The sequence below is a fragment of the Streptomyces sp. NPDC001153 genome (assembly GCF_053598315.1).
Map to the genome: position 1 here is coordinate 20,216 of NZ_JBSFJZ010000046.1, position 24,340 is coordinate 44,555.

At 70.3% G+C, this 24,340-nt stretch carries 28 protein-coding genes and 1 pseudogene; 12 read left to right on the forward strand and 17 right to left on the reverse strand.

Features of this window, described 5'->3' with window-relative positions; all coding sequences use genetic code 11:
• From ACWDEN_RS38175 to ACWDEN_RS38185, 3 genes are all read left to right on the forward strand, one after another.
• Nucleotides 1-1,494: a carboxylesterase/lipase family protein gene (locus ACWDEN_RS38175; RefSeq protein WP_351609035.1), complete on the forward strand. Its 1,494-nt coding sequence runs from the start codon at nucleotides 1-3 to the stop codon at nucleotides 1,492-1,494.
• 309 nt (nucleotides 1,495-1,803) lie between these two features.
• The gene (locus ACWDEN_RS38180; RefSeq protein ID WP_351609038.1) at nucleotides 1,804-2,061 is read left to right on the forward strand and encodes a hypothetical protein; all 258 of its coding nucleotides are present in this window, start codon (nucleotides 1,804-1,806) and stop codon (nucleotides 2,059-2,061) included.
• 175 nt (nucleotides 2,062-2,236) lie between these two features.
• Nucleotides 2,237-2,539 (forward strand): hypothetical protein, encoded by a 303-nt coding sequence (locus ACWDEN_RS38185; RefSeq protein WP_351609041.1) that lies wholly within the window; start codon nucleotides 2,237-2,239, stop codon nucleotides 2,537-2,539.
• Between the two features lie 183 nt (nucleotides 2,540-2,722).
• On the opposite strand, the gene ACWDEN_RS38190 is transcribed toward ACWDEN_RS38185, so the two are convergent.
• Nucleotides 2,723-3,100 (reverse strand): winged helix-turn-helix transcriptional regulator, encoded by a 378-nt coding sequence (locus ACWDEN_RS38190; protein WP_351609044.1) that lies wholly within the window; start codon nucleotides 3,098-3,100, stop codon nucleotides 2,723-2,725.
• A 157-nt stretch (nucleotides 3,101-3,257) separates the two neighbouring features.
• Between ACWDEN_RS38190 and ACWDEN_RS38195 the strand changes: the two genes are divergently transcribed.
• The 3 genes from ACWDEN_RS38195 (at nucleotide 3,258) to ACWDEN_RS38205 (ending at nucleotide 5,100) form a co-directional block, all read left to right on the forward strand.
• Nucleotides 3,258-4,226 carry an NADP-dependent oxidoreductase gene (locus ACWDEN_RS38195; protein ID WP_351609047.1) on the forward strand — a complete coding sequence of 323 codons (969 nt, stop codon included), beginning with the start codon at nucleotides 3,258-3,260 and terminating at the stop codon, nucleotides 4,224-4,226.
• Nucleotides 4,227-4,255: 29 nt separating this feature from the next.
• Nucleotides 4,256-4,576 (forward strand): NIPSNAP family protein, encoded by a 321-nt coding sequence (locus ACWDEN_RS38200; RefSeq protein ID WP_351609050.1) that lies wholly within the window; start codon nucleotides 4,256-4,258, stop codon nucleotides 4,574-4,576.
• A gap of 77 nt (nucleotides 4,577-4,653) precedes the next feature.
• The gene (locus tag ACWDEN_RS38205; protein ID WP_351609053.1) at nucleotides 4,654-5,100 is read left to right on the forward strand and encodes a GlcG/HbpS family heme-binding protein; all 447 of its coding nucleotides are present in this window, start codon (nucleotides 4,654-4,656) and stop codon (nucleotides 5,098-5,100) included.
• Nucleotides 5,101-5,450: 350 nt separating this feature from the next.
• On the opposite strand, the gene ACWDEN_RS38210 is transcribed toward ACWDEN_RS38205, so the two are convergent.
• The 8 genes from ACWDEN_RS38210 to ACWDEN_RS38245 all read right to left on the reverse strand — a co-directional run bounded on the left by ACWDEN_RS38210 (nucleotide 5,451) and on the right by ACWDEN_RS38245 (nucleotide 10,161).
• The gene (locus ACWDEN_RS38210) at nucleotides 5,451-6,212 is read right to left on the reverse strand and encodes an SDR family NAD(P)-dependent oxidoreductase (RefSeq protein ID WP_351609134.1); all 762 of its coding nucleotides are present in this window, start codon (nucleotides 6,210-6,212) and stop codon (nucleotides 5,451-5,453) included.
• Nucleotides 6,213-6,353 carry a hypothetical protein gene (locus ACWDEN_RS38215; protein WP_351609056.1) on the reverse strand — a complete coding sequence of 47 codons (141 nt, stop codon included), beginning with the start codon at nucleotides 6,351-6,353 and terminating at the stop codon, nucleotides 6,213-6,215. It abuts the gene before it with no gap.
• A gap of 80 nt (nucleotides 6,354-6,433) precedes the next feature.
• Complete coding sequence (locus ACWDEN_RS38220; protein ID WP_351609059.1) at nucleotides 6,434-7,336, reverse strand: endo alpha-1,4 polygalactosaminidase; 903 nt, start codon at nucleotides 7,334-7,336, stop codon at nucleotides 6,434-6,436.
• Between the two features lie 175 nt (nucleotides 7,337-7,511).
• Complete coding sequence (locus ACWDEN_RS38225; RefSeq protein ID WP_351609061.1) at nucleotides 7,512-7,919, reverse strand: DUF3592 domain-containing protein; 408 nt, start codon at nucleotides 7,917-7,919, stop codon at nucleotides 7,512-7,514.
• Between the two features lie 351 nt (nucleotides 7,920-8,270).
• Nucleotides 8,271-8,939, reverse strand: a complete 669-nt coding sequence (locus ACWDEN_RS38230) for a diiron oxygenase (protein WP_351609063.1) — start codon at nucleotides 8,937-8,939, stop codon at nucleotides 8,271-8,273.
• Nucleotides 8,939-9,103: a hypothetical protein gene (locus tag ACWDEN_RS38235; protein ID WP_351609066.1), complete on the reverse strand. Its 165-nt coding sequence runs from the start codon at nucleotides 9,101-9,103 to the stop codon at nucleotides 8,939-8,941. The genes ACWDEN_RS38230 and ACWDEN_RS38235 overlap by 1 nt, the downstream gene beginning before the upstream one ends.
• Nucleotides 9,104-9,248: 145 nt before the next feature.
• Nucleotides 9,249-9,467 (reverse strand): hypothetical protein, encoded by a 219-nt coding sequence (locus ACWDEN_RS38240; RefSeq protein WP_351609069.1) that lies wholly within the window; start codon nucleotides 9,465-9,467, stop codon nucleotides 9,249-9,251.
• A 262-nt stretch (nucleotides 9,468-9,729) separates the two neighbouring features.
• The gene (locus ACWDEN_RS38245; protein WP_351609072.1) at nucleotides 9,730-10,161 is read right to left on the reverse strand and encodes a MerR family transcriptional regulator; all 432 of its coding nucleotides are present in this window, start codon (nucleotides 10,159-10,161) and stop codon (nucleotides 9,730-9,732) included.
• A gap of 114 nt (nucleotides 10,162-10,275) precedes the next feature.
• Between ACWDEN_RS38245 and ACWDEN_RS38250 the strand changes: the two genes are divergently transcribed.
• Nucleotides 10,276-11,349: an alkene reductase gene (locus ACWDEN_RS38250; RefSeq protein WP_351609075.1), complete on the forward strand. Its 1,074-nt coding sequence runs from the start codon at nucleotides 10,276-10,278 to the stop codon at nucleotides 11,347-11,349.
• 304 nt (nucleotides 11,350-11,653) lie between these two features.
• Here the strand turns inward: ACWDEN_RS38250 and ACWDEN_RS38255 are convergent, their stop codons facing one another.
• Complete coding sequence (locus ACWDEN_RS38255; RefSeq protein ID WP_351609077.1) at nucleotides 11,654-12,058, reverse strand: winged helix-turn-helix transcriptional regulator; 405 nt, start codon at nucleotides 12,056-12,058, stop codon at nucleotides 11,654-11,656.
• A 188-nt stretch (nucleotides 12,059-12,246) separates the two neighbouring features.
• On the opposite strand from ACWDEN_RS38255, the gene ACWDEN_RS38260 reads away from it, so the two are divergent.
• Nucleotides 12,247-13,074 (forward strand): alpha/beta fold hydrolase, encoded by an 828-nt coding sequence (locus tag ACWDEN_RS38260; protein ID WP_450862584.1) that lies wholly within the window; start codon nucleotides 12,247-12,249, stop codon nucleotides 13,072-13,074.
• Here the strand turns inward: ACWDEN_RS38260 and ACWDEN_RS38265 are convergent.
• The gene (locus tag ACWDEN_RS38265) at nucleotides 13,001-14,065 is read right to left on the reverse strand and encodes an alpha/beta hydrolase (protein WP_450862525.1); all 1,065 of its coding nucleotides are present in this window, start codon (nucleotides 14,063-14,065) and stop codon (nucleotides 13,001-13,003) included. The genes ACWDEN_RS38260 and ACWDEN_RS38265 overlap by 74 nt on opposite strands.
• Nucleotides 14,066-14,173: 108 nt before the next feature.
• On the opposite strand from ACWDEN_RS38265, the gene ACWDEN_RS38270 reads away from it, so the two are divergent.
• Nucleotides 14,174-14,635, forward strand: a complete 462-nt coding sequence (locus ACWDEN_RS38270; protein ID WP_450862527.1) for a MarR family winged helix-turn-helix transcriptional regulator — start codon at nucleotides 14,174-14,176, stop codon at nucleotides 14,633-14,635.
• 187 nt (nucleotides 14,636-14,822) lie between these two features.
• Here the strand turns inward: ACWDEN_RS38270 and ACWDEN_RS38275 are convergent, their stop codons facing one another.
• Nucleotides 14,823-15,752 (reverse strand): NmrA family NAD(P)-binding protein, encoded by a 930-nt coding sequence (locus ACWDEN_RS38275; protein WP_351609086.1) that lies wholly within the window; start codon nucleotides 15,750-15,752, stop codon nucleotides 14,823-14,825.
• Nucleotides 15,753-16,216: 464 nt separating this feature from the next.
• Here ACWDEN_RS38275 and ACWDEN_RS38280 point away from each other — a divergent pair, with 464 nt between their 5' ends.
• Nucleotides 16,217-16,369, forward strand: coding sequence for an SH3-like domain-containing protein (locus tag ACWDEN_RS38280; RefSeq protein ID WP_351609089.1), 153 nt, complete (start codon nucleotides 16,217-16,219; stop codon nucleotides 16,367-16,369).
• A 441-nt stretch (nucleotides 16,370-16,810) separates the two neighbouring features.
• On the opposite strand, the gene ACWDEN_RS38285 is transcribed toward ACWDEN_RS38280, so the two are convergent.
• Nucleotides 16,811-17,593 carry a class I SAM-dependent methyltransferase gene (locus ACWDEN_RS38285; RefSeq protein WP_351609139.1) on the reverse strand — a complete coding sequence of 261 codons (783 nt, stop codon included), beginning with the start codon at nucleotides 17,591-17,593 and terminating at the stop codon, nucleotides 16,811-16,813.
• 306 nt (nucleotides 17,594-17,899) lie between these two features.
• Nucleotides 17,900-18,182: pseudogene (locus tag ACWDEN_RS38290) on the reverse strand (hypothetical protein); the annotation flags it as partial.
• A gap of 407 nt (nucleotides 18,183-18,589) precedes the next feature.
• Here ACWDEN_RS38290 and ACWDEN_RS38295 point away from each other — a divergent pair.
• Nucleotides 18,590-19,849, forward strand: coding sequence for an alpha/beta hydrolase family protein (locus tag ACWDEN_RS38295; RefSeq protein ID WP_351609142.1), 1,260 nt, complete (start codon nucleotides 18,590-18,592; stop codon nucleotides 19,847-19,849).
• Between the two features lie 116 nt (nucleotides 19,850-19,965).
• On the opposite strand, the gene ACWDEN_RS38300 is transcribed toward ACWDEN_RS38295, so the two are convergent.
• Both ACWDEN_RS38300 and ACWDEN_RS38305 read right to left on the reverse strand, forming a co-directional pair.
• A complete protein-coding gene (locus ACWDEN_RS38300) occupies nucleotides 19,966-20,097 on the reverse strand; it encodes a hypothetical protein (RefSeq protein ID WP_351609092.1) in 132 nt (43 codons plus the stop codon).
• 160 nt (nucleotides 20,098-20,257) lie between these two features.
• Complete coding sequence (locus tag ACWDEN_RS38305; RefSeq protein ID WP_351609094.1) at nucleotides 20,258-21,478, reverse strand: metallophosphoesterase; 1,221 nt, start codon at nucleotides 21,476-21,478, stop codon at nucleotides 20,258-20,260.
• 957 nt (nucleotides 21,479-22,435) lie between these two features.
• Between ACWDEN_RS38305 and ACWDEN_RS38310 the strand changes: the two genes are divergently transcribed.
• The gene (locus ACWDEN_RS38310) at nucleotides 22,436-23,104 is read left to right on the forward strand and encodes a hypothetical protein (protein ID WP_351609097.1); all 669 of its coding nucleotides are present in this window, start codon (nucleotides 22,436-22,438) and stop codon (nucleotides 23,102-23,104) included.
• Nucleotides 23,105-23,602: 498 nt separating this feature from the next.
• On the opposite strand, the gene ACWDEN_RS38315 is transcribed toward ACWDEN_RS38310, so the two are convergent.
• Entirely contained in the window at nucleotides 23,603-24,331 is a 729-nt protein-coding gene (locus tag ACWDEN_RS38315; protein WP_351609099.1) for a response regulator transcription factor, read from the reverse strand.
• Between the last annotated feature and the right edge of the window lie 9 nt (nucleotides 24,332-24,340).

The window sequence follows — 24,340 nt, forward strand, 5'->3', positions numbered from 1 at the left end:
GTGAGACCAGTCCTCGGCACCCGGCACGGTGCCGTCCGCGGCACCACCGGTCCGGACGGCATCGCCTGCTTCAAGAACATCCCGTACGCCGCGGCCCCGACCGGACCGCTCCGCTTCGCCCCGCCCCGCCCGCCGGCCGCATGGGACGGGACGCGCGACGCCGGCATCCACGGCCCCACCGCGCCCAAGGCCCCGTACCCCCCACCGATGGACCGTCTCATCCCCGAGGTAGACATCCCGGGCGAGGACTTCCTCAACCTCAACGTCTGGACCGCCGACCCCGCAGGACGGCTGCCCGTCATGGTCTGGCTCCACGGCGGCGCGTTCAGCAACGGCTCGGGCTCCGTCCCCGGTTACGACGGCGCCGCGTTCGCCCGCGATGGCGTGGTGCTGGTGACGCTGAACTACCGCCTGGGCGCGCACGGTTTCCTCCACCTCGGCCCCGAGGACACCGCCCCGGCCAACCTCGGTCTGCTGGACCAGATCGCCGCCCTGGAATGGGTGCGCGACAACATCGCCTCCTTCGGCGGCGATCCCGACCGCGTCACCGTCTTCGGCCAGTCGGCCGGGGCCATGAGCATCGGCGCGCTTCTCGCCATGCCCGCGGCCAAGGGCCTCTTCCACCGCGCCGTACTGCAGAGCGGAGCGGCCCATCACGTGCTGTCCCCCGGTTCCGCGGCACGGGTCGGGAGACGGCTGGCCGCCCTGCTCGGGGTGCCGCCCACCCGTGCGGACTTCGCCGCCGTACCGCTGCAGCGGCTGCTGGCCGCGCAGCAGCGACTGCGCGCGGAGATCTCGGCGCGCCCGGACCCGGCACTGTGGGGTGAGGCGGCCCTCAATCTGATGCCCTTCGAACCCGTCGTCGACAGCAGCACCCTGCCGCGCCCGCCCATCGAGGCGATCACGGACGGTACGGCCGCGGACGTCGATGTGCTGGTGGGCTGCACCCGGGACGAGTTCCGGCTGTTCACCGTGCCCACCGGGCTGGCCCGGCTGGTGACCGACGACCTCCTGGACAGCACGGCAGCGGCCTATGGTCTGCCGCCACAGGGGGTGCTCGTCTACCGCGCGGCCTTCCCCGACGCGAGTCCGGGCGACCTGTTCGCGGAGATCGCCACGGACTGGTTCTACCGGGTCCCCGCCCTGCGGCTGGCCGAGGCCCGGGCAGGCCGGGGCGCCCGCGCGTTCGTCTACGAGTTCGCCTGGCCGTCCCCGGTCCTCGGTGGAGACCTCGGTGCCTGTCATGCGGCCGACGTCCCGTTCGTCTTCGACAACCTGGCCGACCCCGGCTTCGCGGCACTCCTCGGCGACACGCCTCCGCAGCACATCGCCGACAGCATGCACGCCGCCTGGGTCGCCTTCGCCACCACCGGCGACCCCGGCTGGCCCGCCTACCACGTACCCGACCGCACCGTCCGCCTCTTCGGCGCAACGCCCACCCTCGTCCGCGCCCCTCGCGAGCACCTGCGAGCCCTGTGGGACGGTGTGCGCTGACCGCTCGCCCGGTCGATCTCACCGCAGGGCGCCTCGACGCGCCACTCCAGATCGGGGAGATGCGGGCACGCCTGGGGGACTTCGCCGGCAGAATCCTCTGCTCGCACACGCCTCAGGAACCGGCCGACCAAGGCTGACCACGGCCGGCCGGGTGACGGTCACGCCCCATCGCGTCACCTGGCCGCGCGGCCGGCGGAAGCAACCCTTCCCGGGTGTGCGGCGGTCTTACCAGGCGTCGAGCCCAGAGGATCAGCCTCTGTCCATTCGTACTGTTCGTACTGGCAAACCGACTGGAAAGGGGCGCACTTCATGGTGCTGCATCCCGACTTCTGCCTGGACGTTCCGGAGGGTTTTGACGACTCGGACGCGGAGACCGGAGTGCATGCCATGGCCAGGAAGCTGTTCCTCGCCACAACCGCCGCGGAGGCCTTCAAGAAGGCCCATGAGTGGGTGCAGGACCAACAAATCCGGCTGTCGGACGTGTCATGGGATTTCCTCCACGACGAGCCCGAGCCCTACTGCCTGAGCATCTACTTCACGTTCGAGCTGGATCCCGAAGGCACCTGAGCAGGACTGTGCAGTCTTGACTCCGGTGCCGCCCGCTCGCCGTCGGTCAGGCGTCCCGCTGAGCACAGCAACACGCCGAGCCATCTGATCAAAGAGGCAGAGGCGGCGTTCATGGATCCCATGAACAGGGCCGCGCGACCTCAACCCCCGGCCCAGGTTCACCAACTACACGACCATGCTCCTCGGAGCGGAGTCCTACCCGACCCCGGTCCGCAGCACCTTCCACGGCCTGTCCTCCGGGATCGCGAAGGTCGGCGCGTTCGCCGGAGCGCTCATCGTGCCGCTCGTCCTGGCCGACGGAGGCCTCCGCGTCGTGACACTGATCGCCTCCTGCTGCTTCCTGGCAGGCATCGCGACGACCTTCCTGGTACGGGAGCCCAACGGGCTCGCCCTCGACGACGTCAGCGAGGACCTCACCGTCCAGACGGTGCCGACACCCGCCGCGGCGATCTCGTCGGTCGAGGAGGTCCAGGCGTGACCTCGGGTCGAGATCGCTCGGCCCACGCCGGTCGGCATCGGTCGCCCGTCCGTGCTCGACCGGCTTCGCCGCAGCGATCTCGACCGCACCACCGCACGCCTGTCATGAGCAGTTTCGCGGAGCCCGCCCTCGGCAACGTGGTGGGTGCCGGCCGACGCCGCGGACTGTACGGGCGCGGCCTCGCTATGGCGCGGCCGGCTCGGGCCGGAAGGCGTGGTCGATGTTCTCCTCGACCCAGGCGCGGAGCGCGTTGAGCGGGATCGCGGCGCTCTGGCCGAGGGGGGTGAGGGCGTACTCGACGTGCAGGGGGACGGCGGGGTAGACCGTGCGGTCGAGGATGCCGAAGTCCTCCAGGCGGCGCAGCGTCTGCGTGAGGACCTTGGGGCTGACGCCCTGGAGCCTGCGCTGGAGCTCTCCGAAGCGCTGGGGCCCGTCCTCGAGGGCGCCGATGGCCAGCGCGGACCACTTGTTGGCGAGCAGGTCGAGCAGGGCACGGCAGGGGCACTGGGCGGCGTAGACGTCGTGGTGCGCGTGCTGGCCGCTGGGGCAGGTGGTCGTCATGCTCGCTCCCTCTCCTCACCAGGTCACTTCCCAATGGGAAGTACTAGACCTTGAAGGTAACCATATCCCCGGGGATAGCGTCGTCGACGTCAGCGGGAGAGCCGCCAACGGCCCCCGCATGATGCCCTTTTCAGGTTGCCTTCTCAGGAGATGACGCATGTCCGCAGACATGATGCGCGCGGTGGTCCAGGACGGTTTCGGCGGTCCGGAGGTGCTGCGGGTCCAGCAGGTGCCGCGCCCGGTGCCGCTGCCCACCGAGGTGCTGGTGCGGGTGCACGCGGCGGGGATCAACCCGGTGGACTGGAAGACCCGCGGCGGGACCGGCATGGCCGGGGTGCTGGGTGAGCCGCCGTTCACCCTGGGCTGGGACGTGTCCGGGGTGGTGGAGGAGGTCGGCTTCGGTGTGACCACGCTGAAGGCCGGCGACGAGGTGTACGGCATGCCGTGGTTCCCGCGCGCGGCGAACGCCTACGCCGAGTACGTGACCGCGCCGGCCCGGCAGTTCGCCCGCAAGCCCGCCACCCTCGACCATGTGCACGCCGCCGCCGTGCCGCTGGCGGCGCTGACCGCCTGGCAGGCCGTGGTCGACACCGCCCACGTGCGGGCGGGCCGGCGCGTCCTGGTCACCGCCGCGGCCGGCGGGGTCGGTCACTTCGCGGTCCAGTTCGCCCGGCACCTGGGCGCCCACGTGATCGCCACCGCCAGTGCCGCCCGCCACCCCTGGCTCAAGGAACTCGGGGCCGACGAGACTCTCGACTACACCACCACCCGCTTCGAGGACGCCGCCGACGACGTCGACGTCGTCATCGACCTGGTGGGCGACGCCCACGACAGCACCAGCACCCGCTCGCTGAAGGTCCTGCGCCCCGGCGGCCTGCTGGTCGCCATCCCGGCCGGCGTCTCTCCCGAGTTGGCCCAGGCTGCCGAGGCGGCCGGCGTGCGGGTCACCCCGTTCCTGGTCGAGCCGGACGGTGCGGCCCTGACGACGATCGCCGACCTGATCGACGCCGGCCACGTCGCCGTAGAGGTGGAGGAGACCTTCCCGCTGGAGCAGGCCGGCGCGGCCCACGCCCGCGGCGAGGCCGGCCGCACCCGCGGCAAGCTCGTCCTCACCGTCGCCAACTGACGATTCCAGCACGCACTTTGGAGAGCACCGTGTACTACGAGATCCGCCGCTACCAGGCACAGCCCGGACGCCGCGAGGAGTGGGTCCGCTACATGGAGGACACCGTCATCCCCTTCCAGACCTCGCTGGGCATGGACGTGACCGCCTCCTTCGTCGACGAGCAGGACGAGGACGGCTACATCTGGATCCGCCGCTTCGAGGACGAGGCCCACAGCAAGGCCCTGTACGCGGCGGTCTACGACCACGGCCGCTGGAGGAACGAAATCGGCCCGGTCGTCCACGACTTGCTGATTCCGGAGAAGACCGTCGTCACCCGCGTGGTCCCCACCCCCGCCTCACCGCTGCGCTGACGCGGCCCCGACCGCTTTCCGCCACCCGCACAGAGCAACAGAGCAGACGAGCACAGCCCAGCAACAAAGGAAAGTTCATGAGCACAGACACCATCCAGAAGTCGTCCCCCGCCTCCTCGATCACCCAAGCCGCCGCCGGCGCACTCATAGCGGCCGTGCACACGGCTGCCGCCCGGATCGGTTTCGCGGCGGCCGTCGCCGTCACCGACCCGGGCGGACATCTGAAGGCATTCGACCGGGCCGACGACGCGCCCTTCCTCACAGCCGAGGTCGCCCTCGACAAAGCGTGGACCGCGGCCGCCTTCCACATCCCCACGCACGCGTGGAACGACTATCTCGCCAACCCGCAGATCGCACCGCTGTCCGGCCACCCGCGTCTGATGGCGGTCGGTGGCGGCTACCCGATCATCGAGAACGGCCGGTGCGTCGGCGGCCTCGGCATCTCAGGCGGCAGCTACGAGCAGGACCAGCAGGCCGCCGAGGAGGCCCTGGCCGCCCTCGGATTCGAGTTGCCCGCTCATTGACGAGGTGTCATCGAAGCTCTGAGAAGCCCGGCTGACGGTCTCCGCGGCCCGCACAGACCGGCTGTCGATCACGGTGGCCACCGCGTACGGGGACTTCTTCATGGCGGGCCGGACCGGGCGGCGCGTTCGTCGTGGATCACGTTGAAGACCCCGGCTGCCGTCCACTGCGGTTGAAGCCGCTGAGCATGGCGGGGGAAGGGAATCCGCAGGCAGATACCTCGACTTGATGCCCTCCGAGCAACCGGAACCGGATCGCGTCGAAGATCGCCACCGTGGGTGGCCTCCGGCCTCACCGGCGTTACTGCCCTGCCGGATGACATCGCAGAGCGGCAGCCCGTCGGTGTGCGCGGTCACGGCACCGGCTGGCGGGCGGAGGTCGTGGATCCCATGAACCGGACCGTGCGGCGTCGGCCGGCCGTGCGGGCCAGGGCCGCCATCGCGCGGTTGAGGCGGCCGGAGACGACACTCGGCGGTGGCGTGCGGCGGTCGAGCGTGCGCAGTGCCGTGGCAACGACATCCTGCGGGGACCGGCGCTTGCTGCCGCCGTCTGCCGCATCCGCGCCGACGACGTCGAAGAACTCGATGCTGGTCGCACCGGGCGACAGCGCGAGCACGCGCAGCCCGGTCCCGCGGGATTCGTGCCACAAGGCCTCGGTGAAGTGCAGCACGAAGGCCTTGGCCGCCGCGTGGACAGCCATGTTCGGGACGCGGACGTACGCGGCCGTGCTCGCGACGTTGACCAACATTCCGGCGCCGGCGGTCCGCAGCGGCTCGATGAATGCCCGGCTGATGTCGACGACCGCCGCGATGTCGACTCTGACCTGCTGGCCGAGCCGCTTGGGGTCCTCGGTGTGGAACGGGCCGAAGGCACCGAATCCGGCGTTGTTCACGACACTGGTCACCTCCAGGCCGCGGCGCGCCACCTCCTCGGCGAGGGTCTGCCCCGCGGCGGGCAGGCTCGGGTCGAGGGGGATGACCGCGGCCCCTACGCCCGGACGGCTGGGTGGGCAGCGGCGGCACGATCGACATGGAGCGGGCCTTCGACGAGGCGGTCGCCGCAGCCCGCGGATGAGGAGGGCGTCAGGCTCAGTCCGGGGAGACTGCCGTCGCAGTCAGCGGGTTCGCGGCGCCCTCGTTCCCGCGCCCACCACGCGGCCGGCACCGTGTCCGTCGGCGAGGGCGACCAGGTGGTCGAAGTGCCGGACGCCGACGGGCCGTTCGCCAGGCAGTTCGCCGTGATGGTTCCCGGTCATGGCGAACGCGTCGGCCCGCAGGCGCTTGCCGAAGTGCGGCCGGCAGGCATGGATCGAGCCGGGCGGCGAATGCCGGTGCGTCAGGACTCGCCGCAGGTTTCCCGGTGGTAGTCCTTGTGGCCGACGGGCACGAGGTCCAGGTCCCGCCGGACGATGCTGATCGTGTCGCCCCAGCCCCGGCACGCCTTCTTCATGCCCTGCTCGGTGTACTCGATCACCATCATGTGGTTGCCGAACGCGGCGGCGTAGTCCTCGCATTCGTCGTACTGGCCGCACTCCTCCACCACGGCGAAGTCGACACCGACCTGCTTGCGGTACGGAGCCAGCGCCGCCGTGTTCTTCTGACCGATGGCCAGGCCCCGCGCGTGCGCGTGGGCGGCGAGCAGGGACAGGAACGCCTTCGCGTCGTTCGCGGTGAGCAGTCCGTGGGGCACGCGTGTGTAGCTGTCGTAGTTGTCGGGATCGATGGCCTTGTAGCCCTTGGCAGCGCATGCGTCGATCCAGGCGTTCACCTTCCGCGCGATCCGCTTGCGCTTGGCGTCGGTGTGAACGTCCAGCATGGCCTCCCCCCAGTCCTTGTCCATGACGACCTTGCCCGCCCTGTCCCGGAGCAGCAGATCGGCATCCCACTCCTTCTCCGCGCCCGGCTGGGCCTGGAAGGCGTTGACGTAGCAGATGTTGTAGAGCCCCGGTGCGGGCGGCGCCGTGTGGTCACGGACGACGACGGACACCCCGGCCGGCGGGGTGTAGGGACCGCCGAGCTGGTAGTCGAAGCCCGCGCGCACAGGCGGAAGCATCACCTTGGACGATCCCTCGACCGCGTTCCCCGACGCCGCGTCGGTCCCGGTCGACGCGGTCGCGGAAGAGGAAACCGCCTGCTCCGTATCCTCGCCGTGCGAACAAGCAGTGGCGAGGAACGAGGCGACGGCGGCCGACACCGCGCAAGCCACAGCGGAGCGACGGGGAAAGATCTGATTACGCATGGTCGACAAGCTCCAGATAGGAGGGGGCATGACCCGCCGCGGACGCCGACAGCGATCCGGGCGACTCGACTGCCCTGGTTTGACGCGGCGCTTCACGGCCGGAGAGGAAGGGGGTCGCCAGAGGACACCGGGGCCGCACGCGGCACCGCCGTCGGCCGCTGCCCGGATGACGCGCTCACGTCGTCAGGACGATCAGTACGCCGGCCCCGAGAAAGGCCATTCCGCCCAACAGCAGGGACACCGCCGTCCCCATCATGTGCCGCCACATGTGCACCCGTGCCGTCTGGGGATGCCGACCTTCATACACCACCGGAACCTCACGCCCGGTCTCCAGGCCCATTCCGGTCCCCCGCATCCGGGGTGAGAACTCCACGCGGTGTCCCTGCTGGTCGTGGAAGGCGATGACCGGCACCCAGATGTGCCCGTCGTCCTCGGCCACCTGCGTGTTGGTGACCACGACGCCTCGCGTGTGAATGCCGTCCCGCCGCAGCCGCCGCACCACAGCCGCCTCCCGCCACGCGACGGCGAAGAGCAGCACGGCCGCCGCAGCGCACAGCACCGCGCCCGTAGTTCCGTTCGACATCGACCGCTCTTCCCGTTCCGTCCGGCACGCCGAGTCCTCGCAGCCGAGGAGACGCAGCACCCGGAAAGGCGGTTGCAACACCGGATGACCCGACGGCAGGGAACGTTCGGCCCGGTGAACCTTCCGCGTCCAGCCCGCATCTTCCCGCGCGACCGCCACCACACGCCCAGGAGAACAGACCGTGGCCGACAGGGACGTCGCGCGGACCGACGAGCGGCGTCAGGCCCTACGACCCGGGGCCGTGGTGGGCGGGCCCGCGGCCGTCCCGGTACCTGGGGCCGGCCGTGCAGTGGCATGAAGGCGTCGAGTGGTGACACGTGGTCGGGCCGCCTGGCCCGGGGTCGACTCGAGTCAGTCCCGTGGGGGAAGCCAGCCTCGCTGGACGGCGTGGACACCGGCTTCGAAGCGGCTGCGGGCGTCGAGGCGGTCCATCAGTTCGGCGGCCAGCCGTCGTGCGGTGCGTGGGGAGACCCCCAGCCGGGTGGCGATGGAGATCTCCACCGCGGTGGTGAACGCGAGGCTCACCAGGTCCCGCTGCCAGGGGAGCGGGTGGGCCTCGCGGTGCTCGCGGTGGCGGGCGATCAGCTGCGGCAGCGGGATGTCGCTGTCCCGGACGTGCCACGCCCGGTTGCGCCGCATGGTCGTCGCGGCGTTGAAGTGCATCAGCGTGTGGTACTGCTCGTCCACGGCCGCCTGCAGCACGGTGCTCTGGAACACCGAGCCGTCCGCGCCCGAGAACCAACGGTCGAGGGCGCGCTGGAACGTCGGTCCGACGATGTACTGCTCGATGACCATGGTGTGCCGGTGGAAGGCCAGACCCGCGAGGAACAGCGCCTTGTCCAGGGCGACGGGGTCGATGTCGGACACCCCGGGGTGGCGGTGGAAGGGGGTCAGCGAGAGGGGGTAGTCCGGGCGTCCCACCTCGTAGAAGGCATCCAGCGGTGGTTCGTCCCGTCGCACCGCCGCCCGCCGGTGCCAGTTCCCGGACAGCCGGGACAGCACCGCGTTCTCGGCCTCCACTACTGACCCCAGGTCAGATCGTCGAGGCTCACCGTGCCGGCCTGGACCAGGGCACCGGAACCGGCCGCCGGCGGACGCGGCGCGGCCGTGCCGGCGTGGGCACCCGCGAGGACCGCCAGGGCAAGAGCGCCGGTGAGGATCGCGAGAATACGGTTGACGCGCATGGGAAAGCCCTCTCTGATTCGTTCCGCCGCATCAGCGCAACAGCTGGTCGCCTCCGTGCCACAGATGATTCCGGGGCGCCCGTCGGGCGGGAAGCCAATTCGGCTGGACTAAAGCGTCCCTGGCATAAAGCGGCCTGTGTGGGGTTCACTCCGGGTCGCACGGGCGCCGGGCGGCGAGACTCTCGAACGCCGGCAACGGCAGTACGGCGCCGCACTCGACGAGCGCGATGTCCGCCGTCTCGGAACCACTGCTCAGGGCACGTGCGACCACCTCGGCCGCAACCTGCTCGGCTCGGGCGAGCGATTCCGCCACCAGATACAGCCCCACCACGAACTCCCGGCCCACGCCGACCCGGTGGAGCACCGCGTGCTCGAGACCATCGTCCGGCCGGGCGCACGCCCTGAGGAGTACGGTCAGTCCCTCCGGAGGAGGGAGGCCGTCACGGACATTCCTGAAGCGAGCATGAATGAGAAACACGGCATCCATACTTGTGCCTGCACGGAGCCCTCGCACCGCCTGCGTAGTGGACCCTTTGTGCCACTGCCTAAAACGTCCTGCCGGCACACGCGGCCTTCGGGGGGCGCCCACCCTGGTCGGCCGTCCCGTTCTTGGGGAAGGCGTGCGGTCAGCTCTCCAGGACGCGTGGCGCGCTCGTCCCCTCACCTGACCCATGGCGCGCTCGGACACTTTGCGCGCGTGCCTCGCTGTCCCGATGGGCCCGGGCCGTGGCCATCAGGACGTCCAATGCGGCCCGGGTCCGCACGAGTTCGTCGATGTGCTCGGAAAGCCGGTCGCGCTCCTGCGCCATCCGCTCGAGAGCGGCATCGGAGTTGCCCTCGCTGGGCGCGTCGACGCAGGGCAGCAGCTCGGAAATCGTGCGGCTGGACAGACCCGCCGCGTACAGGCGCTGGATGAATCGCACCCGCTCCACCTCGGCCTCCGTGTAATGCCGCTGGCCACTGGCGCTACGGCTACTGGTCAGCAGCCCCTGCTCCTCGTAGTAGCGCAGCGACCGGACGCTGACGTCGGTACGCGCCGCGAGCTCGCCGATCCGCACGACTGCCTCCCGTGGTGAACCACGCCACATCGCTTGCCCCTGACATCCATGTCAGGTTTTAGCGTAGCGCTGTGCCCGGCATCCGGGTACGCGATACGGACGGAGGAGCCCGACGTGACGACGTTGTTCAGCAGCTACCGACTCGGCGACCTGACCCTGCCCAACCGGATGGTGATGGCCCCGATGACCCGCGTCAGGGCCGCGGCCGGCGGCCTCGCCACACCGTCCATGGCGGCGTACTACGCGCAACGCGCGACGGCCGGACTGATCGTGTCCGAGGGCGTGCAGCCCAGCCTCGTCGGGCAGTCCAACCCGGGCACGCCCGGACTGCACACCGAGGAGCAGGCCGCCTCATGGCGCGCCGTGACCGACGCCGTACACATCAACGGCGGACGGATCTTCGCCCAGCTCATGCACGGCGGCCGGGTCTCGCACCCCGACACGACCGGCCACCAGCCCGTCGGCCCCTCGGCGATCGCCGCAGTGGGCGACGTCTTCACCCCGACCGGCCCGCAGCCCGCACCCACGCCCCGCGCACTGGACACCGCCGAGGTGCCCCAGCACGCCCACGCCTACGCCGAGGCCGCTCGCCACGCGATCGACGCGGGCTTCGACGGAGTCGAACTCCACGGCGCCAACGGCTACTTGATCTCCCAGTTCCTCTCCTCCAACGCCAACCGGCGCACGGACCGCTACGGCGGCACGATCGCGGGCCGGATCCGGTTCGCCGTGGAGGCCGTGGCCGCGACCGTGGACGCGATCGGCGCGGCCAGGACGGGCATCCGCCTCTCCCCGGGGGGCGGCTTCTGGGACGTCGAGGAGAGCGACGCACTCGCCCTCAACACCGCGCTGCTGACCGAACTGGCCCGGCTCCAACTCGCCTATGTCCACCTGGAAATGACCGTGGACGAGGAGGTGCTCATCGGCCTGCGCCGCGCCTGGCCCGGCACCCTGATCGTCAATCCGGTCCTCCCGATGGGCCCCAAGCAGACCGGCCGGGCGGAAGCCGACCACTGGCTGGGCCTGGGCGCCGACCTGATCAGCTTCGGCCGTGGCTTCCTGGCCAACCCCGACCTCGTCGAACGTCTCCGCACCGGCCTGCCGATCGCCCCCGCCGACGAGGCCACGTACTACCAGGGCGGCGACATGGGCTACCTCACCTATCCGGCCTACCAGCACACGGCCTGACACCGCCGGGGGGAGAGGGCGACAGAGACGGCCCGGCCAGCCATGCGCCCCGCACTGCGGACGCATGGCGCTGACCAGGGGACACCGCGTCATCGGATACGCCGATGGACGCTGCTCGGTCGCGGATCGCCTGGCAGCGCCCCGACCCGGCCGAGTCCCTTCCCTCAGGGGACTTCGACCACGTCTTAGCGCGGTTCTTCCGGGGGACCGCGGCCCCGATGCTGAAGCGCAGGCGGCGAAGCGCCCGAGCCTCGGCAGGGAGGGTGCCGTCACACCGCGGAACCCGTCGTGAGACGGAACCGGTTCAGCCCTCGCCGGTTCCGTCCGTCTCGGTACGTCGGTTGGCGTCGATCTCGGCCATGTGCTCCTCAGCCCAGGAGCGGAGCGCGGCGAGCGGCACCTCCAGAGACAGCCCCAGTGGGGTGATCCGGTAGTGCACGCGCGGCGGGACGGTCGGCTCGACACGGCGGGAGACCAGGCCGTCGTGGGTGAGGCTCCGCAGGGTGGCCGACAGCATCTTCTGCGACACGCCGGGCATCCTGCGCTGCAACTCGGCGAACCGCACCTCCTGCGGAGCGGCCTCGGACAGCACCTTGATCGCCATGGACGTCCACTTCGTACCGACCCTGTCGAGCAGCCGACGCGTCGGGCAGTTCGGATCGAAGAGGTCCCCGCGTGCGGCGACGGGGCCCGTGGGTGGGGTGGTCACCCGGAGCTCACCACCTTACGGGAAAGTGCCGTCTTGGTACGTCGAGTGTAGTCACCTACTTTCATCTTGTAACCAATAGTTACTGCAAGGGAGCAGATGTGACACCTCACACGTCCTCGCCCGCCCGCCGTACCACCGGTCCAGACCTCGATCCGGACGTGGAGATACGGACCGTCACGGCGGGCGGCATGACCCTTGAGGTGGCCCTCGTCGGCGAAGGCCCCGCTCTCCTGCTGCTGCACGGTTTCCCGCACACCTGGGAAGTGTGGCGGGCGGTCATCGGCCCGCTGGCCCGGCACCACCGGGTGATCGCGCCGGACATGCGGTGGCTGCGCACCGACAAGGCTGCGTCCGTCACGGAGCCCACGGCAGAGGGTTACGACGCCGCGACGCTCGCGCGGGACGCCGAATGCCTGCTGGAGGCGCTCGGCGTGACGGACGCCGCGGTGGCCGGCATCGACGCGGGAGCCCCTCCCGCCTTCCTGCTCGCCCTGCGGCGTCCCGGCCTCGTCCGGCGCCTGGTGCTGATGGAGGCGCTTCTCGGCGGCCTGCCGGGCGGCGGGCAGACCACGGCGGGCGGACCCCGATGGTGGTTCGGATTCCATTCCGAGCCCGGTCTCGCGGAATCCGTGCTGACCGGCCACGAGGACCGGTACATCGGCTGGTTCCTCGACAACGGCACGCTCGGTCGCGGCGTTCCCGGCGCGCTCCGTGAGGCGTTCATCGCCGCCTACACCGGCGAGGACGCCTTGCGCCGCGCCTTCTCCTACTACCGCGCCCTGCCGGGCAGCGCCCGGCAGATCAGGGATGCCACCATGACCGCCCGGCTCACGATGCCCACCATGGCCATCGGGGCGCACCCTGTCGGTGCCGCGCTCGAACAGCAGTTGCGCCCGATCGCCGACGACCTGACCGGCCATGTCATCGAGGACTGCGGTCACATCATCCCGCTGGACCGCCCTGAGGCCCTGCTCGCCCTGATCCAGCCGTTCCTGGCCGCCGACGTCGCCGCGTGAAGGCGGTGGATGGTGCTCCTGCGGCCGTCGTCGCCATCATGTGGAGGCCGCCGGGTCGGTGTGAGCGGAGCGGTTCGAGATGGTCGGCGCCCGGGCGCCCGGCGCTCAGGTGGGCGGTGAGGAAGCGGGCGGCGCGGTCGAGTGCGGCGTCCGCCTCGTCGAGGCGGCCGTAGTGGTGCTGGAAGACGTGGGGGAGGCCGGGGCCGACTTCGAGCGTGACCTCGACGTCGTCGGCGCCCGCGCGGCCGGCCAGCCGGACCGCGTCGTCGAGGAGCACCTCGTTCGCCCCGACCTGGACGAGGAGTGGGGGCAGTCCGGTGAGGTCGGCGAAGACCGGGCTGGCCAGGGGATGCGCCCTGTCGCCTGCGCCGACGTAGAGATCGGCGTAGGCGTGCAAGTCGGCCTCTGTGAAAATGGGGTCGGCGCTCTCCTTGGAACGGATGCTTCCTCCAGCGAGGGTGAGGTCGGCCCAGGGGGAGTAGACGACCACGGCGGCAGGTTGCGGCAGCCCGGCCTCCCGGGCGGCGAGCAGCGTGGCGATGCTCAATCCGCCACCGGCGGAGTCACCGGCCATGACGAGGTTCCGTGGGTCGGTGCCGGACGCCAGCAGCTCGCGGTAGGCCGCGAGCCCGTCGTCGACAGCCGCGGGGAAAGGGTGCTCGGGCGCCAGCCGGTATTCCACCGACGTCGCGTGCAGCCCGGCGCGGCGGGCCAGTTCACCGACCAGCCCTGCGTGGGTGTCCGGTGAGCCGATGACGTAGCCGCCGCCGTGCAGGTAGAGCAGTCGGCCGCGGCCAGAGGCTTCGGCCGGCTCCAGCTCCAGGGCCGGCCGCCCGCCCAGGACGGTCCTGCGGGTGACCACGCCCTGCGGCGCGGGGCGGGTGACAGCCGCGGCGAAACCGCTGCGCTGCTCCTCGGGAGTGGGCTGTATCTCGCTGCGAGGGGCGGAACGGAGTATGGCGTCCAGGGCGTCGCGCTGCTGTCGGGACATGCGGGGCCTCCATGGGTCGGGGTGCGAGGATGGATTCCTTGGAATCCATCTGCCTGCCCCCAACCGGATTCCAAGGAAGATGATTCCCGGGAATCTACTGGAGCTAATGTGAGCCACATCACCCCGATCTTCTCCGATCTGGTCCGCGTCGAGACCCGGCTCTACAACGCGGTGAGCGCCCGATTGCGTGCCGAACAAGGGCTGGGGCTGGGACAGTTCGAGCTCTTGGAGATCATCGACCGCGTGTCGGGGTGCCGCGTGCTCGACATCGTCGGCGAACTGGCGATCACCGTGGGGGCCGTCAGCAAGGCGGTCGACCGGCTGGTGGCTGCGGGCTGGTGCCTGCGGGTCGCACACCCCCAGGACCGCCGCTCGTCCGTCCTCCGCCTCACATCCGCGGGTGAGAAGCAGCTGTCCGCTTCCCGCCCCATTGTCGAAAGCGAGCTCATCTCACTGACCGCGGCGGTTCCCCCCGACGACCTGGCCCGCATCGCCTCAACCCTGGCCATCCTTCGCGCAAACCTCGAGGAGGGCCCGGGCCCCACGGCCGGCCGGGATGAGGGGACATGACCCGCGAAGGCGTCCGACCCCCCAGAGTTGAGTGACGCTGCTTGGCCCTGCAAGGCCGACATCACGAATTCAATTTCAGTGGCCTCTGAGAAAACCTCAGTGACCTGGGGATTCACGGAGCTGCGGACAGAGCCGGATTCAAGATTCAGATATCGCCATCACCAAACGGCCTGGCAGGTCAAGCGCATCAGCGAGTGAACAGCTCGGGGTTCTTGCGGACGAAATCGGCCACTCCTGCAGCGGACCGCCCGGTGACCTCTGCCATGCCGTCTGCCTGGCGGTCATAGCGGCCGGCCACGTGTAGTCGAGCCATGGTGGAGATGTGCTGGAAGACATGGTCCGGCAGTCCCAGCGCTCCGAGATCGTTGTCGAGCCACTCCTGCAACGGGACGTCGGTGTAGCCGACCGTGCGGTGCAAGGCATCGGAAATCTCCGCGGCCAAAGCGGCGACGTCCTGTGATCGGGGACCGGTCAGTTCATAGATGCGGCCGATGTGCCGGGCCGGATCGGCCAGGATCTCCTCGACGACCGCGGCCACGTCACCGGCCGCGATCGGGGAGGTTTTCGCCTTGCCGAAGGGCCACCTGATGGCGCCGTCCTCGGCGATCGAGGAAAACGCGGTCCGGAAGAGCGGGTTCTCCATGAAGACGGTGGGCCTGACCTGGACCACGGGCAGGCCTGACCAGTCGAGGACCTGCTCGACCAGCCACTGCTGACGATGCTGATGCGACTCGGAGCCGCTGGTGGCGTCCATCTCGGAGACGGTCAGCTGCGACATGTTCACGAACACCTCCAGCCCTCCGTAGGCGCGCGCGACCGCGGCTGTGGTCACGGCGGCGAGCAGATACTGTGCCGACACGGCCATGCCGAAATACACCCGCCCGCAGCCGTCGAGGGCGTCGGCGACATCACGGGCACGCGTCAGATCTCCGACCACGACTTCGGCGCCCGTCGCGCGCAGCGCCTGGGCACGGTCGTCATCCCGGCGCACCAGAGCACGGACCTGGAGGCCCCGGCGCCGAAGGCCTTGGACCACGGTCCTGCCGACAGCCCCGACGCTGCCCGCAGCGCCGGTCACCAGAATGGGCCGCACGCCTGCTTCCCCGCTGTAGTCCATGCGGGCAGCCTGCGGCCCGCACGACCAGGACGCAACCGGGGTGACGTCCAGCCCCCGGACCGACCACCCCAGGGAACGCTGCCCCTGAGACGATCGGATCCGCGCGGGCAGTGATCCGGGTGAGTCCGTCCACGGCGGTCGACGACATGCTGCTGCCGGCGAAGAGATCGGCATGCGTCCAAGGCCTGGCCCGCTCGCCGCCCCGCCGCCACTTGCGGGCACGCGGGGCAATGAGCCCGACGCATCCGCGGCAGGCACCGCAACCAGGGGCTTGCAGCGCGGCTCACACCGTGACGCCAGAGATACCACCCACACGCAACTCCTCTCACCGCACTACATCGACGACGGCTACGACGGGCGCCGGCTCAACGCCGGAGAGCTGAGACTCCTCGACAGCTCCGTCCTGGCACCTGGCGCGGTAACGCCCGCGCCCACAACCTCCGCGGCGAGCAGGAGGAGCCGGCGTGCTGCCGGACACCAACGCGCACTTCCTGGGCGAAAACCCGCAGTACGTCTACTCGGTGCGCTTCGACTCACCTGACGTGTGGGGCAGCGACGCCGAGTTGTTCGAGCTCACCGTAGAACCATTCGAGAGCTGCCTGGGGACCACCTCATGACTCCACCGCCGGATCGGCCGAGATCGGGGTGTCCTCGGGCACATCGCACATCGCACATCGCACATCGCACATCGCACAGCCAGAGCCGGGTCGGCTCGTCCTCGCCGTCCGGCCATTCGGCCATTCGGCCAGCATTCGCGCCTCGGGCAGGACGCCGTCCCACCGGCCGTGCCCGGCCACCGCGGCTGCCTGCACCGGCCGACGCGGCCGCGCCCCGGTCGGCCGGACCCGTACCGCGAGGATGCGGGAGTTCCACTACGCGGGCGTTCTCGCTGCGACGCCGGGACGGCGCGTGTTTGTCAGGGTGCCTGTGGGTGCGAGGCGCGCGCCTGCCTGTCGTGCACTGTGCCGAGGGACTCGGTTTTACTGGCCTCTCACCAGGTCTGATGCATCTGCTCGCCAAATGCGGACGCATGGAGACCGATGGGTGTCGCTGAACCGCTACACCGCCACCTCGTGCGTGACCCGGATCTTCGACTGGCCGTGCGGGCGCCGCTCCCAGTCGTCCATGAAGCGGGCGGTCAAGCCGTGCCGCTCGGCCAGCGAAAGGAGGGTTTCGGTGCGGTAGTAGAAGTCCTCGCGGAGCACCTGGTGCTCGGGGCCCTCCGTGCGGTCGTAGGTGAAGTCGAAGAAGCCGCCGGGGGCCAGCACCCTCCCGACGTTGGTCAGGCACTCCTCGATCACCTCCAGCGGCGAGTGCGAGAAGACGCTGTGGGCGTGCACCACGGTGAACCAGCCCGAGGGCAGGAAGTCGAGCTTCAGGTTCTCGACGAGGACCAGATGGGCGAGGCGGTCCTGCAGGCCCCGGCGGACGAGGGTGCGCTGCGCCTCGAGGAGGATGTCCGGCGAGATGTCGATCCCGTAGTAGTGACCGGGGTCGAGGTAGCCGATGAACCGCCACCCCGCACGCAGGTTCCCGCAGCCGATCTCCAGCATCCGGTCCTGCGGCTTCAGCCCGTGTCCGAGCAGGTAGTCGAACTGCATCTGCCCGAGTGCCAGCCAGCCGGCCTCCGATCCGCTGCCGACGGCACGCTCGGGGCTGCGCGCGGTGTCGGAGGCCATGACGGCGCGGTAGTACGCGACGTGGTCGCGGTGCCGGAGGCCCAGCCAGGTGTCCCGCGCGGCGCGGCGGAGGTGGGAAGGGATGCGTCCTGGGTGCCGTACGGCATAGCGCAGCTTGTGCCCCAGAGACGACCGGTCCCTGGACAGCTCGGGCTTCGGCATGACTGACTCCGTGATCCACGACAGCCCCCGCCTGGCAGCGTAGCCCGGAGTACGCGGTACGGCCTCCCCACCGCGCGGTGTGACCGGGCGGGGCGGGGGTCGGTCTTGGCGGCCGTGACCTTGCCGTCGGTGCCGTTGACGGTGAAAGTCGCTGTGGCAGGTGCCGGGCGAGGACTGCCGGGCCGGCAGCGCCCGATCCGGCCAGTGAGCCTCCGGCAGGACGTAAGGGCACTCCAGGCCGTACACGGACGCGGCACGCAGGCCACCGAATCGCGCCTGCGTCGGGTCGCGAAGCGGCGTACGGCCGGCTCGCACCTCGGCGACGGTGCGGGCGGCGCGCTCGTGATCGGCACGGGTGGCGATGCCGCCGACGTGCGGCAGATGTGCGAGGGCACTCAGTCCGCCGCCGGCCAGGTCCGGGTCGTGTGTGCCCGCCCGCGGTGCTCAGGTCGTGCACCCACGGGCCCTGCCACTGCCGGGCCGGATCGTCGAGAACACCCAATGGCACCCGCAGCGGCCCGTCGTTGCGGGTGAGTCGGAGGCCGTCGGCGGATGCCTGTACTGGGCCGGCGGCTGTGTCGAGGGTGAGAGGACCTGCCGCCATTGCTACGGTAGCGACCGCTACCCGAGACAGTTGTCTTTTGCTGCACACGTGGAAGTCCACCAGCGCACTGTTCGTCCCGTTGACCGAACGTGCGGAACTGCCTGCTCGGTCGCTTGCCGGCGCTTGCCCAACTCGCCGCCGACTCCGCCCTTCTCGCCTCCGACCGGTCCGGGGCCGTGACCGGCGCAGTACTCGATCCGAGAGCCGGCACGGTCATCGATCAGCGATCTGCGTAGTGGGGCCAGCCCTACCTGAGACCGTCGTGGCAGCGGGATGGCTCGCGCGGCGGGGTGATCGAGAGGATTGAGGTATCGCAGACCACCATCAATTCGGGCTGTGGAGCATCGAGACCTGACATGTGAAGGTGAGTTCTGATGCGGAAGACCGCTGCCATGTCGTGCCTGACCGCCGTGTCCATCGTCGCGCTTGCCGTGTTCCCTTCAGGAGCGAGCGCCGTTGCCGGCGGCGCGAAGCCGACAAAGGCAACGAAGTCCGCGCCGTCTGCGGCGACGCCTCAACTGCCGCGGCCTACCGGGCCGTACCAGGTCGGAGTCGTGAACCTGCATCTGATCGATTCATCCCGTCCTGATCGGTACCACCCGCCCCAGACATACCGCGAGCTCATGACCAGCGTCGTCTACCCGGCTCAGCATGCCGCGGAGTACCAAAGGGCGCCGCTGATGACGTCGGGGGCCAGCGCGGGCTTCAACGCCCTGGCAGACGTCTACAACTACAACGTCCCCAAGGGGACCACGATCGACTACGCGGCCATCGAGACCTTTGAGCACATGGGAGCGCCGGCGGCCTCCGGCAGGTTCCCGGTGGTGCTGTACTCGCCGGGCCTGGGGGACGTGCGGTCGTGGGACTCGGTGCTCGTCGACCAGTTGGCGAGCGAGGGATACGTCGTGGTGACCGTCGACCCGACGTACGATGCCTCCGCAGTCGAGTTCCCCGGCGGCCGGGTCGCGTCGAGCCGGCTCCTCCAGATGGACGCGCAGGCGGTCGCGGACGGGACGGAGACCCAGTTCCTTGAGGCGGTTGTGCTTGGCACCCGGGTCGCGGACACGAAGTTCGTGCTCGACTCGCTGACCCGCCTCACCGGCGGTCGGAACCCCGACGCCGAGCACGCGCCGCTGCCCGCCGGTCTCGGGCCGGCACTCGACCTCGGCCGGGTCGGTATGTTCGGCCACTCGGGCGGCGGGTTCGCCACGCTCGAGGCCATGTACGAGGACCCGCGGATCAAGGCGGGGATCAACATGGACGGGACGCTCGAGTACGTCTTCGGCGCGCCGACGGACACGAATTTCTCACCCGTCGCGCAGCACGGACTGAGCAAGCCCTTCCTGATCCTCTCCAGCGACGCCCCGGACGCGTGCACGGCCGCCGACGACCCGTCGTGCGCCGCGGTGCTGGCGCACAGCACTGGCCGGCATGCCGACATTACGCTGCCGGGGACGCGGCACGGCTCCCTGACCGACGCCGAGGTGCTGATGCCGCAGCTGAGCGGGGTGATGACGCCCGACGAGATCGCCTCGGACACCGGCACCGCGCCGACCTCCGATGTCATGGCGAAGGAGGAGTTGCTCGTATCCGGGTTCTTCGAGTCGAACCTGTCATGCCGTGACACTCCAGGTGCCGGCGCTGGATCTTAGGACGGGATCAGCGCCCTCGCCTGAACCACCCTCAGAACCCACGGCGTACGCGCCGACGAGCGCGTGCTCGTCCTCGACCGGCTCGGACACGTGCCCGTTCAGGCCGAGGTCGCGGGTCACCGCAGGAACCTCCGGAAGTCCAGGCGACCGCGCTCGAGCAGCAGGTAGTCGAGCAGGTTGTCGAGCAGGTTGTCGGCGAGGTTCCGGTCGCCGCGACGGGGAGGCCATGCCAGCCCGCGCTGCGCCACGGTCAATGGGGTCGCAGTCGCCGGAAGCGGAGTGTCCGCGCACACCGAATCCCGGGGCTGGTCCGGATCTTGTCCTCGGCGGGACGAGTCTGGTCATCTGTTGCCGCCGCGCCGCCTCAGCTTGAGGACGCCTCCAAGGGGACGGGTTGGTCCGCCCCGTCTACGGCGAGGTGGGCGGGTGCGGGGAGCGGAGTACGAGCAGGGTGATCTCGCTGGGGGCGAAGACGCGGAAGGGCGGGCCCCAGAAGCCGGTGCCGCGGCTGGTGTAGAGGAGGGTGCGGGTGCCGTGGTGGCTGAGGCCGGCGAGGGCGGGCTGGTCGATGCGGACCAGGTGGTGGAAGGGCCAGATCTGGCCGCCGTGGGTGTGGCCGGAGAGCTGGAGGTCGATGCCGGCGGCTGCCGCCCGGTCGACGAACTTGGGCTGGTGTGCCAGGAGCAGGACGGGCAGGTCGGGGTCGGCGCCGTCCAGGGCTCCGGCGAGGTGGGCACGGTGGCCTGCCAGGCCGGAGGACTCGGCGGTGACGTCGTCCACGCCGGCGACGACGAGGGTGTCGCCTCCGCGTTCGAGCAGCAGATGGCGGTTGCGCAGTGGCTCCCAGCCCAGCTCGTCCATGAGGTCGACCCAGCCCTGGGCCTCGCTGTAGTACTCGTGGTTGCCGGTGACGTAGACCCGGGCCCGGGTGGCCCGCACGGTGCCGAGTGGGGCGGCCTGTGCGCGGCGGCGTTCGGCCGTGCCGTCCGCGATGTCGCCGGTGTGGCAGACCAGGTCGGCTTCCAGGGTGTTCACCGTCTCGCAGACCCGTGCCGACCAGCGGGCGCGATCGAGTGGGCCGTAGTGGGTGTCGGTGATGAGGACGACGCGGATGCCGTCCAGCCCGGCGCCCAGCCGTGGGAGTTGCACGTCGAGTCGGCGCACGCGTGGCACGCGGCGGGCCTCGGCGTACCCCCAGCCGAGCAGCACGGCGGTCACGCCGAAGACGGTCCACGTGACGATTCGGGCCCGGTCCTGACTCTCGCCGACGCCGGCCACGGTCAGGGCGAGCCGCAACAGGACGCCGAGCAGAACGGACCAGGTGAACAGAACCCAGCTGGTGCCCAGCAGGGTGTCACCGACGATCGCCGCCCGGTCCTGCTGGCGCCGGCCGTGGCCGCGCATCATCGCGAGAGGCATACCGACGAGGCCGAGGGCGAACAGGGCGGTGCCGACCAGTGTGACGGGCAGCGGCCAGTGCTGGCCGGTGTACAGGAGCACCCAGCAGGGCACGGTCCACAGCAGGACGGGGGCGATCAGGGGGATGTAGCGCATGAGGCGGTGCAGTCGGCTCTGCCGCGGCGCTCGCGCTTCACCCTCGGCGGGCCGGGTGTTGCTGGTGGCGGTCATGCTTCCCCTCCCTGACCGGGCTGCCGTCTCGCGCACTGTATCCGGTCGCCCTGGGGCCGGCCGGACCGGCGTTCATGATCGCGGCCCCTCGGGGCGAAGGGTTCTGTGCGGGAGGGCACGACTCCGCCGCAGACACCTCTCTTGGCATGAGCCGCCATCAGGGCGCTACTGCCCCGGCTTGGTACTGCCGCCGGTGGAGCGCGCACCGGCGGGACAATGGCCCAAGCCTGTCCCAAGCCGATGACGACGAGTGTCGGCCTCGACCACGGCGGTGAGGGCACGCACCGGTGAGCACTGCGGACAAGGCCCGCAAGATCGTCCAGGACATGACTCGGATGTGGTGGCCGGCCGCAGATGAGGGGCGGGCTGCGGGACGCGGCGAAGACATGGCGGCACTTCGCGGACGACGTGGAGAGGGTTACGTCGGGTGCCAACAGGGCGGCTCGCACCCTCATCGAGCACAACAAGGGCGAGGCCGTCTCGGCTTTCGACGATCCGTACTGGCGCCGCCGTCCATGGGGCGAAGAAGGGGCTGGAGCACGAGGTGGAGATCGCCGGTGCCCCGCTTGAGAAAAGGAAGGGCCCGAAGCGCCGCTCACCCTGGACAACTCAGGGAGGCTGTCAAGCAACTGCGTTGGCGCCAGGACTGGACGGGAGGGTCCGAGGTACGGATGTCAACGAGGTCTTCATACAGGTCCCCAACCTGGTCGATGCCTCCGAGGTCAAGGCATGGGTCCGCAAATACCAGGACCTGCACCGGACGCGGCACCGACCTGGGGAGCTACGATCTCGCGAGCAAGTACCCGACGATGGGGGTTGCTGCAACGGCACTGACTATCTGACTGGGCCGTTCGGAGCATTCCGTACCCGGTACGCGTAAAACAAGGACAGGGGCGGGGCGTGCCATCAGGAAAACGCCCCGCCCCCACCCTTGCGCGAGAGGGAAATCTCTTGTCCATGTCGATTCTCTATCGGGTTCGCAAGTCTTTTCCCGATGCGCCGAGCGCGCTGTCACAGGCACGCGCGATCATGCAGGACCTGGCCGAATGGAAGACCATTCCCTGGCCCCACCTGGAGCTGGTCACCACGGCCGAACAGTACGTGCACGCACTGCGCACGTTCGGCGCCGCGCGGGCCGTCTGGGACCGGGCCCTGCCTGGCTTCGAAACCTTTGTGCACGAACTGCAGCGCCGCGATGTCCCGGTCGACTGGGAGGAGCTGAGCGGCTGGTTCATCGGGGACATGCCGCTGCGTCCGGAGCTGGCCGACCTGTGGCCGCTGCCCGAAGGCCTGACTCTTACCCTGGCCGCGACTGCCCCTTTCGGCGACCTGGACAGCGAGCCTGAGGACGACTGCACCGAGGAGGAACTGGACCGGATGGTCTCAGCACTCGGGCCACTGAACATGAACGTCAGCTGGAACTGCGGCTGGCGGGGCCTGCCCGGTTTCAAGGGCTGTGGCGTCCGACTCTGTCTGAACAGCGTCTGGACCGAGCAGCACGCCGAGCCGGTCCCCGGTGAGTTCCGTGTCTATGTCTCCCTCGGTTCTCGCGTCGCCCGGACCCCGGCCGGCGAGGCTTGGCTGCGTGACTCGGGACTACCGCTGGGTGAACCCCAGACGGGCTGATGACGCACCAGAGCGGCCGCGATGTTCTTGTCGCGGTCACCCCATGCCGGTAGCCGCAGCAGGGTGAGGGCGTTGGTGGAGCAGGGCGGGCCAGGCGTGCCTGCCGCCCGTTCCATGTGGCCCTGAACCCACCACACGTCCCCCAGCACCCGATGGTGCCGCCCATCCCAGCCCAGCCTCTCGGCGGACACCACCGCCGCAGGGAAATCTCCGGAGACTCGGCTCAGGTGTGCCAGCCCCCGTCGAGCGGCGGAAGCGAGCCGACCGCCGGCGGCCGCCACACGCTGCATGCCGCGGCGAGAATCGTCGGTCAACCCGAGGTCCCGCTGGGCCTTCGCCCGGCAGGGGCGGCATCGTGGCCACCGAGGCCCCGATGCGGCGTAGTTGGTGCCGGAAGAGCCGATGGGCGAGAGAGTCGGGGAACGGACCACCTGCAGCGATGGTCACCAACGCCGGAAGCGGCTGGGGACCGCAGGGCGCCGGTGTGAACGAAGTCGGTCACGGATCCATGCGGTAGCCGTGTCCTCTGAGCGTGGTGATGCGGGGCAGGTGGCTGGGGCAGGGGCTTGTTTCGGAGGCGTCGGTGAGGCGGCGGCGGAGGGCGGCCATGGTGACGTCGAGGGTCTTGGTGGAGCCGAACCAGTTCTCGTCCCAGATCTCGGCCATGAGGGTCTCGCGGGAGACGGCCTCGCCCGCGTGTCGGGCGAGGAGGGCGAGCAGTTCGAACTCCTTGGGGCGCAGGGGGATTTCTTCGTCGTGCAGGTGGCAGCGGCGCGCCGTGGGGTCGACGACGAGGTCGCCGAGGTGGATCGGCTGCTGGGCGGGTGTGGTGAAGGTCCGGCGACGCAGGTGGGCGCGGAGGCGGGCCAGGAGGACGGTGAGGCTGAAGGGTTTGACGAGGTAGTCGTCGGCGCCGGCGTCCAGTCCGGCGATGACGTCGATGTCGTCGGTGCGGGCGGTGAGGATGATGATCAGCAGATCCCGGCATCGGCCGCGCAGGGTGCGGGCGACGTCCAGGCCGTCCATGTCGGGCAGGCCGAGGTCCAGGAGCAGGGCGTCGTACGAAACCCGGGTCGCCTCGGTGAGACCGGCGGCGCCGGTGCGGCTCCAGGTGGTGGTGTAGCCGTTGCCTTGCAGGCCGGTCTGGAGGTAGTGGCCGATGACGTCGTCGTCCTCGACCACGAGGACCCGGAAGCGGCCGTTGTCCGGTGCGGCGGGCGTGCCCATGGCCGACAG